This is a genomic window from Enterobacter sp. 18A13, assembly GCF_007035975.1.
Taxonomy (GTDB): domain Bacteria; phylum Pseudomonadota; class Gammaproteobacteria; order Enterobacterales; family Enterobacteriaceae; genus Enterobacter; species Enterobacter vonholyi.
This window is the reverse complement of the sequence record NZ_AP019634.1, coordinates 1465905-1483306: the sequence shown is the minus strand read 5'-3', so window position 1 is coordinate 1483306 and position 17402 is coordinate 1465905. Positions and strand designations below refer to the sequence as shown.

The 17402-nt window shown below is 58.8% G+C and carries 13 protein-coding genes; 9 read left to right on the top strand and 4 right to left on the bottom strand.

The genetic code is table 11. From position 1 onward, the window contains the following. Positions 1-146 precede the first annotated feature (146 nt). Positions 147-1379 carry a molybdopterin molybdotransferase MoeA gene (gene moeA / locus FOY93_RS07215; RefSeq protein WP_143344866.1) on the top strand — a complete coding sequence of 411 codons (1233 nt, stop codon included), beginning with the start codon at positions 147-149 and terminating at the stop codon, positions 1377-1379. A gap of 1 nt (position 1380) precedes the next feature. Continuing rightward, complete coding sequence (gene moeB / locus FOY93_RS07210) at positions 1381-2133, top strand: molybdopterin-synthase adenylyltransferase MoeB (RefSeq protein WP_143344865.1); 753 nt, start codon at positions 1381-1383, stop codon at positions 2131-2133. A gap of 89 nt (positions 2134-2222) precedes the next feature. Here moeB and fsa read toward each other — a convergent pair whose 3' ends face one another. Then, positions 2223-2885, bottom strand: coding sequence for a fructose-6-phosphate aldolase (gene fsa, locus FOY93_RS07205; RefSeq protein ID WP_143344864.1), 663 nt, complete (start codon positions 2883-2885; stop codon positions 2223-2225). Between the two features lie 128 nt (positions 2886-3013). On the opposite strand from fsa, the gene FOY93_RS07200 reads away from it, so the two are divergent. The 4 genes from FOY93_RS07200 (at position 3014) to FOY93_RS07185 (ending at position 8766) form a co-directional block, all read left to right on the top strand. Continuing rightward, entirely contained in the window at positions 3014-3913 is a 900-nt protein-coding gene (locus FOY93_RS07200) for a glycyl-radical enzyme activating protein (RefSeq protein ID WP_143344863.1), read from the top strand. A gap of 4 nt (positions 3914-3917) precedes the next feature. Further along, positions 3918-6350: a formate C-acetyltransferase/glycerol dehydratase family glycyl radical enzyme gene (locus tag FOY93_RS07195; protein WP_143344862.1), complete on the top strand. Its 2433-nt coding sequence runs from the start codon at positions 3918-3920 to the stop codon at positions 6348-6350. A 193-nt stretch (positions 6351-6543) separates the two neighbouring features. Then, complete coding sequence (locus FOY93_RS07190) at positions 6544-7359, top strand: Cof-type HAD-IIB family hydrolase (protein ID WP_143344861.1); 816 nt, start codon at positions 6544-6546, stop codon at positions 7357-7359. 150 nt (positions 7360-7509) lie between these two features. Further along, a complete protein-coding gene (locus FOY93_RS07185; RefSeq protein WP_143344860.1) occupies positions 7510-8766 on the top strand; it encodes a DUF1479 domain-containing protein in 1257 nt (418 codons plus the stop codon). Here FOY93_RS07185 and FOY93_RS07180 read toward each other — a convergent pair. Further along, positions 8763-9836 (bottom strand): LacI family DNA-binding transcriptional regulator, encoded by a 1074-nt coding sequence (locus tag FOY93_RS07180; protein ID WP_143344859.1) that lies wholly within the window; start codon positions 9834-9836, stop codon positions 8763-8765. The genes FOY93_RS07185 and FOY93_RS07180 overlap by 4 nt on opposite strands. A gap of 288 nt (positions 9837-10124) precedes the next feature. On the opposite strand from FOY93_RS07180, the gene FOY93_RS07175 reads away from it, so the two are divergent. Continuing rightward, a complete protein-coding gene (locus FOY93_RS07175) occupies positions 10125-11426 on the top strand; it encodes an MFS transporter (protein ID WP_143344858.1) in 1302 nt (433 codons plus the stop codon). A 17-nt stretch (positions 11427-11443) separates the two neighbouring features. Next, a complete protein-coding gene (locus tag FOY93_RS07170) occupies positions 11444-13807 on the top strand; it encodes a glycoside hydrolase family 31 protein (RefSeq protein ID WP_143344857.1) in 2364 nt (787 codons plus the stop codon). A gap of 83 nt (positions 13808-13890) precedes the next feature. Here FOY93_RS07170 and FOY93_RS07165 read toward each other — a convergent pair whose 3' ends face one another. Then, positions 13891-15486 carry an ABC-F family ATPase gene (locus tag FOY93_RS07165; RefSeq protein ID WP_008501187.1) on the bottom strand — a complete coding sequence of 532 codons (1596 nt, stop codon included), beginning with the start codon at positions 15484-15486 and terminating at the stop codon, positions 13891-13893. 222 nt (positions 15487-15708) lie between these two features. Between FOY93_RS07165 and ldtB the strand changes: the two genes are divergently transcribed. After that, positions 15709-16629: a L,D-transpeptidase gene (ldtB, locus tag FOY93_RS07160; protein WP_023335026.1), complete on the top strand. Its 921-nt coding sequence runs from the start codon at positions 15709-15711 to the stop codon at positions 16627-16629. A gap of 42 nt (positions 16630-16671) precedes the next feature. Here ldtB and FOY93_RS07155 read toward each other — a convergent pair whose 3' ends face one another. Then, positions 16672-17388, bottom strand: a complete 717-nt coding sequence (locus FOY93_RS07155; protein ID WP_115874566.1) for a GntR family transcriptional regulator — start codon at positions 17386-17388, stop codon at positions 16672-16674. Between the last annotated feature and the right edge of the window lie 14 nt (positions 17389-17402).

The following is a 17402-nucleotide window of genomic DNA, read 5'->3' as shown; positions in this document are numbered from 1 at the left end:
TATCATTATCGTCGACGAAACTTCAGATGATTTTTGAATATAGAAAGACGTAACAGTGATGTAAAGCGTGCACCCTTCGGTCATACAGTTAGCCGCACTTTTCTGCCATAATGGACGCTTTCGTTGTTACTCCGCAGGAGCCCACCATGGATTTTACCGCCGGACTGATGCCGCTTGAGACGGCACTCACGCAGATGCTTGACCGAGTTTCCCCGCTGCATGACGTAGAGACGCTGCCCCTCGTGCGCTGTTTTGGCCGTATTGCCGCGCGCGATATCGTCTCTCCACTTAACGTGCCGGGGTTTGATAACTCAGCGATGGACGGTTACGCGGTACGCCTGGCGGATCTCCAGACGGGTAATGCCCTGCCGGTGGCGGGCAAAGCCTTTGCGGGTCAGCCGTTTAGCGGTGAATGGCCTGCGGGCACCTGCGTGCGCATCATGACCGGCGCGCCGGTTCCGGCCGCCTGCGACGCCGTGGTAATGCAGGAAGAGACCGAACAGACCGACGAAGGCGTGCGTTTTACCGCCAACGTTAAAGCGGGCCAGAACATCCGCCGTACCGGCGAGGACATTACCCTCGGCGCGACCGTTTTTGCCGCCGGGCAAAGGCTGACGGTGGCAGAGCTGCCGGTGCTGGCCTCGCTCGGCATCGCGGAAGTCGACGTTATCCGCAAAGTGCGCGTCGCCGTCTTCTCCACCGGCGACGAGCTGCAGCTTCCGGGCCAGCCGCTGCAGGACGGCCAGATTTACGACACCAACCGCCTGGCGGTACACCTGATGCTGGAGCAACTGGGCTGCGAGGTGATTAACCTCGGCATCATTCCAGACGACCCGGAAAAACTGCGCGCGGCGTTTATCGAGGCGGATAAATCCGCCGACGTGGTCATCAGCTCCGGCGGCGTCTCCGTGGGCGAAGCGGATTACACCAAAACCCTTCTTGAAGAGCTGGGCGAAATCGCCTTCTGGAAGCTGGCGATCAAGCCGGGCAAGCCGTTCGCGTTTGGCAAGCTTCCACACAGCTGGTTCTGTGGCCTGCCGGGTAATCCGGTCTCGGCGGCACTCACCTTCTACCAGCTGGCGATCCCGCTGCTGGCGAAGCTTTCCGGCAACAGCGCCAGCCCGCTGCCTGAACGCCAGCGCGTGCGTGCCGCCACGTGCCTGAAAAAATCACCGGGCCGCCTCGATTTCCAGCGCGGTATTCTGGCGCGCAGCGCGGACGGCGAGCTCGAAGTGAGTACAACCGGGCACCAGGGCTCACACATTTTCAGCTCCTTCAGCCAGGGCAACTGCTTTATCGTGCTGGAGCGCGAGCGCGGCAACGTGGAAGCCGGCGAATGGGTTGAGATAGAGCGCTTTAACCACCTGTTCGGAGGCTGATATGACGGTGGAGCTGAGCGACCCGGAGATGATGCGCTACAACCGCCAGATTGTGCTGCGCGGGTTTGACTTCGAAGGCCAGGAAGCGCTCAAGGCGGCAAACGTGCTGGTCGTCGGGCTGGGCGGGCTGGGCTGCGCCGCCGCGCAATACCTTGCCGCGGCGGGCGTGGGCAGGATGACGCTGCTGGATTTCGATACCGTGTCGGTGTCCAACCTGCAGCGCCAGACGCTGCACAGCGACGCGACGGTGGGCCAGCCGAAAGTGGAATCCGCAAGGGCTGCGCTGGCGCGCATCAACCCCCACGTTCGGTTCACGCTGATTGACGCAATGCTGGATGACGACGCGCTCTCCGCGCAGATTTCCCGGCACGATCTGGTCCTGGACTGCACCGATAACGTCACCGTCCGTAACCAGCTCAACGCGGGCTGTTTTGCCCATAAAACGCCGCTGGTTTCCGGCGCGGCTATCCGCATGGAGGGGCAAATCAGCGTCTTCACGTACGCCGAGGGTGAACCCTGCTACCGCTGCCTGAGCCGTCTGTTTGGCGAGAATGCGCTGACCTGCGTTGAGGCGGGCGTGATGGCGCCGCTCGTCGGCGTGATTGGCTCATTGCAGGCAATGGAAGCGATCAAGGTGCTGGCGAATTACGGCACGCCGGCAGCGGGGAAAATCGTGATGTATGACGCGATAACCTGCCAGTTCCGCGAGATGAAGCTGATGCGTAACCCGGGGTGTGAGGTGTGCGGAGGTTAAAGCAAACGGCAACCTTCAGGTTGCCGTTTTAGTGTTTGCTCCCTCTCCCTGTGGGAGAGGGTTGGGGTGAGGGCATCAGGCCGCCCCCGTCAAATCGACGTCCTGCCAAACGCCCCCAGCCAGTCCTGCTCAAACTTCACAATTGCCGCATCTACCGCAGGAGAGGCAATAAACTGCTGCGCCACGTCCAGCGGCAGCGTGATGGACTTGCACCCTGCCAGCAGGCAGTCCAGCGCCTGACGCGGGGTTTTAAAGCTCGCGGCCAGCACCTTTGACTGCGGTGCGTGCAGCGTCAGCAGCTGTTGCAGCTCAATTACGGTCTGGATCCCGTCCCCGCCCTGCGCGTCCACGCGGTTAACGTAAGGGGCCACATACTCCGCCCCCGCCAGCGCGGACAACATCCCCTGCGCAGCACCGTATACCGCCGTGCCCAGCGTCGGGATCCCTTCCGCTTTTAGCATCTTGATCGCCGCCAGCCCTTCTGCGGTTACCGGCACTTTCACCACCAGATCGTTAATGATGGCGCGAAGCTTACGCGCGTCTTCCACCATCCCTTCGGCGGAGGTCGTCATTACCTGTGCGAACAGACGGCCTTTGCCGCCCATCGCGTCGTGCAGCGCGGGCAGCAGTTCATCGAGCGGCGTTTTACCGGCAGCTACGATGCTTGGATTGGTGGTCACGCCCGCCAGCGGGAAGATACGCGCCAGCTTTTTGACTGCCGCAACGTCAGATGTGTCGAGATAAAGTTCCATGATGTCACCCTCAAAATTAGCCTGCACTTACCCTATCACGACAAAACCTGCTGAAGAGTTGACCCGTATCAAGATAACTTTCATTCGAAAGTAATTTAATCTTCATATGCAATATGAGAGGCAAAAACATGATCTTCAATATTCAGCGTTACTCCACCCACGACGGCCCCGGTATTCGTACTGTGGTGTTCCTGAAAGGCTGCTCGCTGGGCTGTCGCTGGTGCCAGAACCCGGAAAGCCGCTCCCGCAGCCGGGACGTGCTGTTTGATGCACGTCTGTGCCTGGACGGCTGCGACCTGTGCCAGCAGGCAGCGCCGGGCTGCATCGAACGCGCGCTGAATGGCCCGATCATCCACCGCGAAAAGCTGAGTGAAGAGACGCTTAACGCTCTCACCGACTGCTGCCCGACGCAGGCGCTGACCGTCTGTGGCGAAGAACGGCAGGTCGAGGAGATCATGGCGACCGTACTGCGCGACAAGCCCTTCTACGACCGTAGCGGTGGCGGGATCACCCTCTCCGGCGGCGAGCCGTTTATGAACCCGGATCTGGCGCACGCCCTGTTTAAAGCCAGCCATGACCAGGGGATCCACACCGCCGTCGAAACCTGCCTTCACGTGCCGTGGCACTATATCGAGCCGTCATTACCGTACGTCGATCTGTTCCTCGCCGACCTGAAGCATGTCGACGGTGACCTTTTCAAGCAGTGGACGGACGGTTCGGCTAAGCGCATCCTGGATAACCTGAAACGCCTGGCCGCCGCAGGGAAGAACATCACCATCCGCGTACCGCTCATCCAGGGCTTCAACGCAGATGAAGCCTCCATAACCGCCATTACCAACTTCGCTGCCGATGAACTCGGCGTCGACGATATTCATTTTCTGCCGTATCACACGCTGGGCATGAACAAATACACCCTGCTCGGCCAACCCTACTCTGCCCCTGACAAACCGCTGGATAACCCTGCTCTGCTGGACTTTGCGCAGCAGTACGCCCGCCAGAAAGGGTTAACCGCGACCTTACGAGGATAAACTTATGACCACCCTGAATCTCAATACCCTCAGCGAACGCATTAAGGCGCACAAAACGGCCCTGGTGCATATCGTCAAGCCGCCGGTCTGTACCGAGCGCGCGCAGCATTACACCGAAATGTACCAGCAGCACATGGACAAGCCGATCCCGGTGCGTCGCGCTCTGGCGCTGGCGCATCACCTGGCCGAACGTACCATCTGGATCAAACACGACGAGCTGATTATCGGTAACCAGGCAAGCGAGGTGCGCGCCGCGCCGATCTTCCCGGAATACACCGTCTCCTGGATTGAGAAAGAGATCGACGACCTGGCAGACCGCCCGGGCGCGGGCTTTGCGGTGAGCGAACAGAACAAGCGTGTGCTGCACGAGATCTGCCCTTGGTGGCGCGGCCAGACGGTGCAGGATCGCTGCTACGGCATGTTCACCGACGAGCAGAAAGGCCTGCTGGAAACCGGCATTATCAAAGCCGAAGGCAACATGACCTCAGGCGACGCGCACCTGGCGGTGAACTTCCCGCTGGTGCTGGAGAAAGGTCTCGACGGCCTGCGCGCCAAAGTGGCCGAACGCCGCTCGCGCATCAACCTGACGGTGCTGGAAGACCTGCACGGCGATCAGTTCCTGAAGGCGATCGATATCGTGCTGGAAGCGGTAAGCCTGCACATCAAACGTTTTGCCGACCTGGCGCGCGAAATGGCCGCGACCGAAACCCGCGTAAGCCGCCGCGACGAGCTGCTGGCAATGGCGGAAAACTGCGACGTGATTGCCCACGAGCCGCCGAAAACCTTCTGGCAGGCGCTGCAGCTGTGCTACTTCATTCAGCTGATCCTGCAGATTGAGTCCAACGGCCACTCCGTTTCCTTTGCGCGTATGGACCAGTATCTCTATCCGTACTACCGCCGTGACGTGGAGCTGAACCAGAGCCTCGACCGCGAACACGCCATTGAACTGCTGCACAGCTGCTGGCTGAAATTGCTTGAAGTGAACAAGATCCGCTCTGGCTCGCACTCCAAAGCCTCTGCCGGTAGCCCGCTGTACCAGAACGTCACCATCGGCGGCCAGAAGCTGGTCAACGGTGAGCCGATGGACGCGGTGAACCCGCTCTCCTACGCAATTCTGGAATCCTGCGGCCGTCTGCGCTCCACCCAGCCGAACCTGAGCGTGCGCTATCACGCGGGCATGAGCAACGACTTCCTTGATGCGTGCGTGCAGGTGATCCGCTGCGGCTTCGGGATGCCGGCGTTCAACAACGATGAAATCGTCATTCCGGAATTCATCAAGCTCGGCGTTGAGCGCGACGACGCCTACGACTACGCGGCCATTGGCTGTATCGAAACCGCAGTTGGCGGCAAGTGGGGCTATCGCTGCACCGGCATGAGCTTCATCAACTTCGCCCGCGTGATGCTGGCCGCGCTGGAAGGCGGCCGCGACGCCACCAGCGGCAAGGTATTCCTGCCGCAGGAGAAAGCGCTCTCTGCAGGTAACTTCGATAATTTCGAGGAGGTGATGGCAGCCTGGGATAGCCAGATCCGCTACTACACCCGCAAATCCATTGAGATTGAGTACGTGGTGGACACCATGCTGGAAGAGAACGTCCACGATATTCTCTGCTCGGCGCTGGTGGACGACTGCATCGAGCGCGCGAAAAGCATCAAGCAGGGCGGCGCGAAGTATGACTGGGTCTCCGGCCTGCAGGTGGGTATCGCCAACCTCGGCAACAGCCTGGCAGCGGTGAAAAAGCTGGTGTTCGAACAGGGCACTATCGGCCAACAGCAGCTGGCGGCGGCGCTGGCGGATGGCTTCGACGGGCTGACTCACGAGCAGCTGCGTCAACGTCTGATTAACGGCGCGCCGAAGTACGGTAACGACGATGACAGCGTGGATATGCTGCTGACCCGTGCTTATCAGACCTACATTGAAGAGCTTAAGCAGTACCACAACCCTCGCTACGGCCGCGGCCCGATTGGCGGTAACTACTACGCGGGCACGTCGTCCATCTCCGCAAACGTGCCGTTTGGCGCGGCGACGATGGCAACGCCGGACGGACGTAAGGCACACACGCCGCTGGCGGAAGGGGCTAGCCCGGCTTCCGGTACCGACCACCTTGGCCCGACGGCGGTAATTGGCTCGGTGGGCAAACTGCCGACGGAAGCGATTCTCGGCGGCGTGCTGCTGAACCAGAAGCTGAATCCGTCAACGCTGGAAAACGACAGCGATCGCCAGAAGCTGATGGTGCTGCTGCGGACCTTCTTCGAGGTGCATAAGGGCTGGCATATTCAGTACAACATTGTCTCCCGCGAAACGCTGCTGGAGGCGAAGAAACACCCTGACCAGTATCGTGACCTGGTGGTGCGCGTCGCGGGTTACTCGGCGTTCTTCACCGCCCTGTCGCCGGATGCGCAGGACGATATTATCGCCCGTACTGAGCATACGCTGTAACGGTGTATCCCCTCAGGGGAAATGCGCACGCTGATGCCCTCACCCCGACCCTCTCCCACGGGGTGAGGGAGAAAACACTAAAAACGGCAACCTCGGTTGCCGTTTTGCTTTTACTTTCGAATGAAATTAAATTTGTGCTCCCCGTCACCTTGTTATTAGAATGTTTCAAAACGCAGTGACCCAGGAGCACAGTATGACCGTTAAAGTTATCGTCACCGATATGGACGGAACTTTCCTTGATGATGCCAAGCAGTACGATCGTGACCGTTTCCAGGCACAGTTTGAACAGCTTAAAGCCCGCGATATTGAATTCGTTGTCGCCAGCGGCAACCAGTATTACCAGCTCCTCTCCTTCTTTCCAGAGCTAAAAGATCGGATCTCCTTCGTGGCGGAAAACGGCGCGCTGGTGTTCGACCGCGGAGAACAGATTTTTCACGGCGAGCTGACGCGCCATGAATCGCAGATCGTGATTGGCGAACTGCTGAAAGACAAAGGGCTGAACTTCGTGGCCTGCGGGCTGGAGAGCGCCTACGTCAGCGACAAAGCCCCGGACGCCTTCGTGGCGCTGATGTCAAAGCACTACCACCGCTTAAAGCGCATCAGCGATTACCGCGACATTGACGACGTGCTGTTCAAGTTCTCCCTGAACCTGCCGGATAGCGATATCCCGAATCTGGTGGATAAGCTGCACGTCTCCCTGGACGGCATCATGAAGCCGGTCACCAGCGGCTTTGGGTTTGTCGATTTGATTATCCCCGGCCTGCACAAAGCCAACGGCATCAGCCGTCTGCTGAAGCGCTGGAAAATCTCCCCTCAGGAGTGCGTGGCCATTGGCGACAGCGGCAATGATGCCGAGATGCTGAAGCTGGTAAAATATTCCTTTGCGATGGGTAACGCGGCGGAAAGCATCAAAGAAATCAGCCGCTACAGCACCGACGACAACAACCATCAGGGCGCGCTGAACGTCATTCAGGCCGTGCTCGACAACCATTCCCCGTTCGACGCCTGATCTTCTCCTCGCCGGAGCCTTGCTCCGGCAGCCTGACTCTTTTCCCGTCCTGTGGCTTGCGTCAAGTTTTTAAACTTGCATTAACTTAATTTTAACTTAAAGTATCACTTGTAGACACTTTGACTTTCGAATGAAAGATGCGAGGCAGTTATGACCTTTACCAGTGAAACTTTGCCGGCGGATCACAAAGCGGCAATCCGTCAGTTGAAACGTGAGCTACGCGCGCAGATCGGCGACGTGCAGGCGGTGTTCAATAAGCTCAGCGATAAAATTGCCACCCGCGTGGCGGAAATCAACGCTCTTAAGAACAAAGGCGAATCCATCTGGCCGGTGATTCCGTTTGCGGATGTGAAAAACGGCACGATTACCAACGCACAGCGCGAAGCCGTTAAACGCCGCGGCTGCGCGGTGATTAAAGGTCACTTCCCCCGCGAGCAGGCGCTGGCGTGGGATCAGTCGATGCTCGACTACCTCGATCTGAACAAGTTTGACGAAGTGTACAAAGGGCCTGGCGATAACTTCTTCGGCACCTTAACGGCCTCCCGTCCGGAGATTTACCCGATCTACTGGTCGCAGGCGCAAATGCAGGCGCGTCAGAGCGAAGAGATGGCGCAGGTGCAGTCGTTCCTGAACCGTTTATGGACGTTCGAGAGCAACGGCAAGCAGTGGTTCGACCCGGATGTGAGCGTGATTTACCCGGACCGTATCCGCCGCCGTCCGCCGGGAACCACCTCGAAAGGACTCGGCGCCCATACCGACTCCGGCGCGCTGGAGCGCTGGCTGCTGCCGGCTTACCAGCAGGTCTTTGCCCACGTGTTTGACGGCAACGTCGATAAGTACGATCCGTGGAACGCCGCGCACCGTACCGAAGTGGAAGAGTACACCGTCGATAACACCACCAAATGCTCGGTGTTCCGCACCTTCCAGGGCTGGACGGCGCTGTCGGACATGATCCCCGGTCAGGGGCTGCTGCACGTGGTGCCAATCCCGGAAGCGATGGCGTACATTCTGCTGCGCCCGCTGCTGGACGACGTGCCGGAAGACGAGCTGTGCGGCGTAGCGCCGGGGCGCGTGCTGCCGGTTTCCGAGAAGTGGCACCCGCTGCTCATCGAAGCATTAAGCAGTATTCCGGCACTCGACGCGGGCGATTCCGTGTGGTGGCACTGCGATGTGATCCACTCCGTCGCGCCGGTGGAAAATCAGCAGGGCTGGGGCAACGTGATGTACATTCCTGCTGCGCCGATGTGCGAAAAGAACCTCGCCTACGCCAAAAAGGTCAAGGAAGCGCTCGAAACCGGCGCGTCACCGGGAGATTTCCCGCGCGAAGATTATGAAAAGAGCTGGCAGGACCGCTTTACCGTTAACGATCTCAACATCCACGGCAAGCGCGCGCTGGGCATGGTTTAACTGTCATACAGACCTTCCCGCTCAACGGCGGTGCGTCGTTTCCCCTGACGTATCCGCCGTACCGATTCCCGCACGGCCAGCGTGCCGTTAAGCAGTAACGTCCCCACCGGCGCGTCCGGGCGCATGAGCCGCTGCTGGAGCATATAAACCGCTTCCGTTCCCAGCTCATCGCGGGGAACGTGCACGGCCGTTAATGGAACATCCTGGATTGCCGCCAGGTTAAACCCGTCAATGCTCATCACCGACACGTCCTGCGGCACGCGCAATCCTCTTTTTTGCAATGCGCTGATGGTGCCCGCCGCCATAAAATCGCCGCCAACCAAAAATGCGGTTGGCAAATCCTTGCCCTGCATTTCACTGAGCCAGCTGCTGACTACCTGTTCACTTTCGCGTGCGCTGAAGCTGGGCACCACCAGCAGATCGCGCTTGTCGCTGAATTTCAGGTTGTGAGACTGCCACGCGTCGCGGATCCCCGCCAGGCGAAGCTCCATGGTATAGCGGCGCAGGCACAGCACGCTCATTACCTCACGGTGTCCCATCTCAAACAGATATTCCGCCGCCCGCTCGCCAATGGCGCGATGATCCGGCGCGACGGCAGGCAGGCGCATGTGGCGGTCACGGCAGTTAATCAGCATGCAGGGTTTGCCGACATCCACAGCCAGATCGTGGATATGCGGGTCGTCGATGCCAAGAAGGATTGCCGCCTGGGTATCCGCCTCGTTCATGCGCGCCAGAAACAGCTGGGCATCGCTATCGTTCTCTTCCAGCGCGCAGTAGCGCAGGCGCACATCGTGGGATGCAAGGCCTTTACTCACGCTCTGGATCACACGGTAGTAAAAGATGTCGGACCGCTCGTCGAACGCACGCTGAGGGGCAAAAACCACCAGGCTATTGAGCAGCAGCCGTCCCGCCGCCATACCCTCCATCACCCCCAGCTCCCGCGCGCACGCCAGCACCTTTGCGCGCGCCTTTTCGCTGGTATTCGCTTTTCCCGCCAGCACCCGCGACACGGTGCTGATCGAGAGCTGCGTGCGGGCCGCGATTTCGGTGATTTTTAGCCTTTTGTCCATTTTGTGATCTGGCTCCATTTGCGAAATGAAAAAATTTTCATAGCGTATTCGTCAGGCAATAACTGACATAAATACCATCTTGCCAGAGGCTTTTCGTCAGTTATGAGAAATTTTGCACAAAATCCACTTTTGCCCACTCATTTTCTTCCTTAAGGTGAACTTGTCACACAACTTCCATACTAGTTGTATACCAGATTAAGAATTTTAAACGGATAAAAATCAAAGTCATAAAAATCCGTGTGACACCTGAACCTCCGTCCCCTTACAGTCCGTCTTGTGGAGAGTAAAATGAGTCAGGACATCAATAACACCGTTGCGACAAGCAAAACCCGTCGCGTCATCAAGAACCTGCGCTGGTACGTGCTGGTGCTGTTCTTACTTGGCGTTACCGTTAACTACATCACCCGAAACTCGCTCGGGATCCTCGCCCCGGAACTGAAAGAGAGCCTCGGGATCACCACCGAGCAGTACTCCTGGATCGTCGGCGCGTTCCAGATCGCCTACACCATTTTCCAGCCCCTGTGCGGCTGGCTGATTGACGTCATTGGCCTGAAGATTGGCTTTATGGTTTGCGCCGGGATCTGGGCGCTGATGTGTATTTTCCACGCGGGTGCCGGAAGCTGGCTGCACCTGGCCATTCTGCGCTTCTTTATGGGTGCCTCTGAGGCCGCCGCTACCCCGGCGAACGCCAAAACCATCGGCGAATGGTTCCCGAAATCAGAGCGACCCGTTGCCGCCGGCTGGGCGGGCGTGGGCTTCTCCATCGGCGCGATGCTGGCCCCGCCTATCATCTACTTTGCTCACGCCTCGTTCGGCTGGCAGGGCGCGTTTATGTTTACCGGCGTGCTGGCGCTGCTGTGGGTGATCCTGTGGTGGGCGTTCTACCACAACCCGGAGCAGCACCCGAACCTGAGCAAGGACGAGCTGGCGTTTATCAAGCAGGACAACGAACCGCCTGCGGTGAAGCTGCCCTTCCTGACCGCGCTGAAAACCGTTTCAAAAAACAAACGCTTCTACGGTATCGCCATCCCCGCCTTTATGGCGGAACCGGCCTGGGCGGTGCTGAGCTTCTGGGTACCGCTGTACCTCGCCAAAGAGCACGGCATGGACCTGAAGCAGATTGCGATGTTTGCCTGGCTGCCGTTCCTCGCCGCCGACCTCGGCAGCGTGGCGAGCGGCTACCTGACGCGTCTGTACACCCGCATGTTCGGCTGCTCACGCGTTAACTCGGTCGTCGCCAGCTCCGTGACGGGCGCGTTCCTGATGATCTCGCTGGGCATCGTGGCCATTACCCGCGACCCGTATATCACCATCGTGCTGATCTCCATCGGCGGTTTCGGGCACCAGATTATTTCCTGCATGCTGAGCGCCCTGGTCGTGGAGTCGTTCGACAAAGGTCAGATGGCGACCGTCAACGGCATGCGCGGCTCGGCGGCGTGGATCGCCAGCTTCCTGTTCTCCCTGTTAATCGGTGTGACCGCCGACAAAATCGGCTTTAACCCGCTCTTTATCGCCATGGGCTTCTTTGACCTGATTGGCGCCGTCTTCCTGGTAGCATTTATTGCTGAACGTCGCGCCAAGCGCGCCTGATAGTGGATGTATTGCATATGAAAACCCTGAAAAACTGGACCGTTGATACGCAGTCGGCAAACCATCTGGAACTGCTGGTCGATAACCAGCACCGCCTGTGCCTGTATGTGCTGGAAGAGAACCTGTTCCGCGTGCTGATCAAACGCAAAGGCGAGCTGGCGCTGGACCGCACCTGGAGCATCGCGCCGGAAAAAGACGTGCCGTGGGAAGGGCGCCGTCGTGACGATATCAGCGGCTTCACCTGCCCGACCTGGGCGCTGACGCAGCAGGACGACACGTTAACCGTGGCAACCGAACAGCTGCGCGTCACCGTGCACCAGCCGCTGTGGCTGGAGTGGCACTATCGCAATGACGCGGGCGAGTGGCAGCCGCTGGTCAACGACCGCCCCACCAGCGCCTACCTGCTGAACGCCCACGGCGACGGCGTGGCGCACTATCTGAGCCGCCGTAAGGACGAGCGCTTCTACGGACTGGGCGAGAAAGCGGGCGATCTGCAGCGCAACGGTAAACGCTATGAGATGCGCAACCTCGACGCCATGGGCTATAACGCCGCCAGCACCGACCCGCTCTACAAGCATATTCCTTTCACTATAACCCGCCGCGACGACGTGAGCTACGGCCTGTTCTACGACAACCTGAGCAGCTGCTGGCTGGATTTGGGCAACGAGATCGACAACTACCATACCGCCTATCGCCGCTGGCAGGCGGAAGCGGGCGATATCGACTACTACATTTTTACCGGCAAACGCGTGCTGGACGTTACCAAAGCCTTTGTTCGCCTCACCGGGAAAACGCTGTTCGGACCGAAATGGAGCCTGGGTTACAGCGGTTCGACCATGCACTACACCGACGCGCCGGACGCGCAAAACCAGCTGATGAACTTCATCCGCCTGTGCGAAGAGCACGCCATTCCGTGCGACTCGTTCCAGCTCTCCTCCGGCTATACCTCCATCAACGGCAAGCGCTACGTCTTCAACTGGAACTACGACAAGGTGCCGCAGCCGAAGGTAATGAGCCAGGCGTTCCACGACGCGGGACTGAAGCTTGCGGCTAACATCAAGCCGTGCCTGCTGCAGGACCATCCGCGCTACAGCGAAGTGGCGGAGAGCGGCCTGTTCATTCGCGATTCGGAAACCGATGCACCCGAACGCTCCAGCTTCTGGGATGACGAAGGCTCGCACCTCGACTTTACCAACCCGCAGACGGTGCAGTGGTGGCAGAACGGCGTCACTACGCAGCTGCTGGAGATGGGCATCGACTCTACCTGGAACGACAACAACGAATATGAAGTGTGGGACGGAGAAGCCCGCTGCTTTGGATTCGGCAAGGAGATCGCCATCAAGCATATTCGCCCGGTCATGCCGCTGCTGATGATGCGCGCCTCGCTGGAAGCGCAGCAGCGCTTTGCGCCAGAAAAACGTCCGTATCTCATCTCCCGCTCCGGATGCGCCGGGATGCAGCGCTACGTTCAGACCTGGAGCGGCGACAACCGCACCAGCTGGGACACGCTGCGCTATAACATCCGCATGGGGCTGGGCATGAGCCTGTCCGGGCTGTTCAACGTCGGCCACGACGTCGGCGGTTTCTCCGGCGACAAGCCGGACGCAGAGCTGTTCGTGCGCTGGGTGCAGAACGGCGTGATGCACCCGCGCTTTACCATTCACTCGTGGAACGATGACCACACCGTCAACGAGCCGTGGATGTATCCGGGCGTCACGCCTGCCATTCGCGGCGCGATTGAGCTGCGCTACCGCCTGCTGCCGTATCTCTACACCCTGCTCTGGCAGGCGCACGCCGACGACGAGCCGATGCTGCGCCCGACCTTCCTCGACCACGAGCGCGATGCGCAGACCTTCGAAGAGTGCGACGACTTCCTGCTTGGCCGCGACCTGCTGGTCGCCAGCGTCGTCGAAGCCGGGCAGCGCGAGCGCCGGGTCTGGCTGCCGGATAACGAAACGGGCTGGTACGATTTTTACACCCACGCGTGGTATGCGGGCGGACAATCCATCGTTCTCGATGCGCCGCTGGAAAAACTGCCGCTGCTGGTGCGCGCCGGGGCCGGTTTGCCGCTGAGCGAGCGCATCACGCATGTGAGTGCCGAAAAAGATACGACCCGCGAGCTTAAGCTGTTCCCGATTAAAGGCGTCGGCACAAGCTCGGGGCTGCTGTTTGAAGACGACGGTGAAAGCTGGGGCTACCAGAACGGCAATGCGCTGTGGGTGGATTGGGAGATGGTGTGCGACGGCGCAACCATCAACCTGAAGGTGAACGCGCGCGGGGATTATCGTCCAGCGTGGAAAGCGCTGAAAGTGTCGTTACCGGCGGGGGAGAAACGTACGCTGCGGGTGAACGGGGTTGAAAGGAGTGAGTGGGTGCTCTGAAGATTGCCGGGTGGCGGCTTCGCCTTACCCGGCCTACAAAGTCACCCGTCGGCCCGGTAAGCGAAGCGCCACCGGGCTTTTTTTTAGCCGTCGATACCTTTGCTGCGCAGGTAATCTTCGTAGTTACCGGTGAAGTCCACCACGCGCTCTGGCGTAATTTCGATCACGCGGGTCGCCAGGGAGCTGACGAACTCACGGTCGTGAGAGACGAAGATCAGGGTGCCCTGATACATCTCCAGCGCCATGTTCAGGGATTCGATCGATTCCATATCCAGGTGGTTAGTCGGTTCGTCCATCACCAGGATGTTTGGTTTTTCCATCATCAGCTTGCCGAACAGCATGCGTCCCTTCTCGCCACCGGAAAGCACTTTAGCCGGCTTCTTGATGTCGTCCTGGCTGAACAGCAGACGACCCAGAATGCTGCGCACCGCCTGCTCGTCGTCGCCTTCCTGCTTCCACTGGCTCATCCAGTCGAAGACGGTCAGGTCATTCTCGAACTCATATTCATGGTCCTGCGCGTAGTAACCAATCTGCGCGTTTTCGGACCATTTCACGGTGCCGTTGTCCGGCTGCAGTTCGCCGACCAGGGTTTTCAGCATGGTGGATTTACCCACGCCGTTGGCGCCCAGAATGGCAATCTTCTCGCCCACTTCCAGCAGCAGGTTGAAGTTTTTAAACAGCGGGCCTTCATCGAAGCCTTTGGTAAGAGCTTCCACTTCCAGCGCGTTACGGAACAGCTTCTTGTCCTGCTCGAAGCGGATGAACGGGTTCTGACGGCTGGAGGCTTTAACCTCTTCCAGCTTGATTTTATCAATCTGACGCGCACGCGAGGTTGCCTGACGCGATTTAGAGGCGTTAGCGCTGAAGCGGCTGACGAAGGACTGCAGGTCGGCAATCTGCGCTTTCTTCTTGGCGTTGTCCGCCAGCAGACGTTCACGCGCCTGGGTGGCCGCCGTCATGTACTCGTCGTAGTTGCCCGGATACACGCGCAGCTCGCCGTAGTCCAGATCCGCCATGTGCGTACAGACCATATTCAGGAAGTGACGGTCGTGCGAGATGATGATCATGGTGCTGTCGCGATCGTTCAGCGTCTGCTCCAGCCAGCGGATGGTGTCGATGTCCAGGTTGTTCGTCGGTTCGTCGAGCAGCAGGATGTCCGGGTTAGAGAACAGCGCCTGTGCCAGCAGCACACGCAGCTTCCAGCCTGGCGCGACTTCGCTCATCGGGCCGTAATGTTGTTCAACAGGGATCCCCACGCCCAGCAGCAGCTCGCCCGCGCGCGCTTCCGCAGAGTAACCGTCCATCTCGCCGTACTGCGTTTCCAGATCGGCCACCTTATAGCCATCTTCTTCGCTCATTTCGGCCAGCGCGTAAATGCGATCGCGCTCCTGCTTCACTTCCCACAGCTCCGCGTGCCCCATGATCACGGTGTCGAGCACGGTGAACTCTTCGAAGGCGAACTGATCCTGACGCAGCTTACCGATACGCTCGTTAGGGTCGAGCGAGACGTTGCCGAGGGTCGGCTCCAGATCGCCGCCGAGGATCTTCATAAAGGTGGATTTTCCGCTACCGTTGGCACCAATCAGGCCGTAACGGTTGCCGCCGCCAAATTTGACGGAAATGTTTTCGAACAGCGGCTTACTGCCAAACTGCATAGTGACGTTGCTGGTAACTAACACGGGGAGATTCCTGCGAAAAGTGTGATAAACACGGCATTATGCCACAATTCCGAATTGAGATCCCGTGTTGCGGCAATCCACTAAACTTTAACAAAATCGAAAAAAATGTGATTTCGTACACATCTGAATTCCCTGTTAGCGGGAATGCACATATAATGCGCTCCCATCACAGATTCAGACTTATCAACTCATCGCCAGAATGGCTTAGATACCTCGCACAACATGAACATGAAATTAACAACGCTTTTTGCGGCGGCGTTAGCCGTAGTAGGTTTTTGTAAGACCGCGTCTGCGGTGACGTATCCCCTGCCAACAGACGGTAGCCGTCTGGTAGGCCAGAACCAGGTTGTGACGGTACCAGAAGGTAACTCTCAGCCGCTGGAGTATTTCGCGGCGCAGTACCAGCTGGGCCTGTCTAACATGCTGGAAGCAAACCCGGGCGTTGACCCGTATCTGCCAAAAGCGGGTACCGTGTTGAATATTCCTCAGCAGCTGATCCTGCCGGATACCGTTCATGAAGGTATCGTGATTAACAGTGCCGAAATGCGTCTGTATTACTACCCGAAAGGCACCAACACCGTTATCGTGCTGCCAATCGGTATCGGCCAGCTGGGTAAAGACACCCCGATGAACTGGACCACGAAAGTCGAGCGTAAGAAAGCGGGCCCAACTTGGACGCCGACTGCCAAAATGCACGCGGAATACATCGCTGCGGGCGAACCGCTGCCAGCCGTAGTACCGGCAGGCCCGGATAACCCGATGGGTCTGTATGCCCTGTACATTGGTCGCCTGTACGCTATCCACGGTACTAACGCCAACTTCGGTATCGGCCTGCGCGTGAGCCACGGCTGCGTGCGCCTGCGTAACGATGACATTAAATTCCTGTTCGAAAACGTGCCGGTCGGTACGCGCGTGCAGTTCATCAACGAACCGGTGAAAGCGACCTCTGAGCCAGACGGCAGCCGCTACATCGAAGTGCACAACCCGCTGTCCACCAGCGAAGACCAGATCAACAACAACGAAGTCGTCCCTGTTACGCTGAACAGCGCGGTACAGGCGGTGACTTCTCAGCCTGACGTAGAAACGGCGATTGTTGACCAGGCCGTGCAGAACCGCTCCGGTATGCCGGTGCGTTTGAACTGATAGAGAAGCATTAAAAAAGCGGGCCTCGTTGCCCGCTTTTTTTTACCCGTTATTCACGATCACAATCCCGCCGTGGTCGTACCGATAGTGACAGTGGGCATACTCCAGCGCTGTGCCATCTTCCAGATAAATGACCTGCTCCACCTCCAGAACCGGATCGGTTTCCTCGCAGACCAGATGCTCCCTGTCCAGCGCGCTGGGCTTAAGCGCCCGCACCACCCGATACGACCCCATAATTTTCAGCCCCAGCGTCTCCTGCACGTACTGGAACACTGAACCTTCAAGATGATTTTTCGTCAGGCCCGGCACCAGATTCATCGGCATCACCGTGGAATCCAGCGACATAGGTTCACCGTTCAGCAAACGCAGGCGAATGAAGTCATAGATCGGCGCATCGGCATTGATCATCAGCGACGCCTGCTCTTTCTCGTTCGGGAAGCGCAGCTCAAAATGCACCACCTGGCTGGTTACCTTGCCCAGGTGTTCCCAGGTTTTAGTCGCGCCGAAGTAGTCGCTGCCGGAGAGATCCCACTGCGAGAGCTGGAGGAAGTTTTTGCGGATAAACGTGCCCTGGCCCTGACGGGTATAGACCAGACCTTCGACGATCAGCTGGCGCATCGCCTGCTGAATGGTCATCCGGCTGGTGCTGAACTCCGCCGCCAGCGCAAACTGGTCCGGGAGCGGTTCATTGGCGGCGTACTGCTGGCTGATAATGCGTTTCTTGATTTCCCGCGCTATGGTGATGTACTTCGCCGCCATCGTCCTTCCTTTCA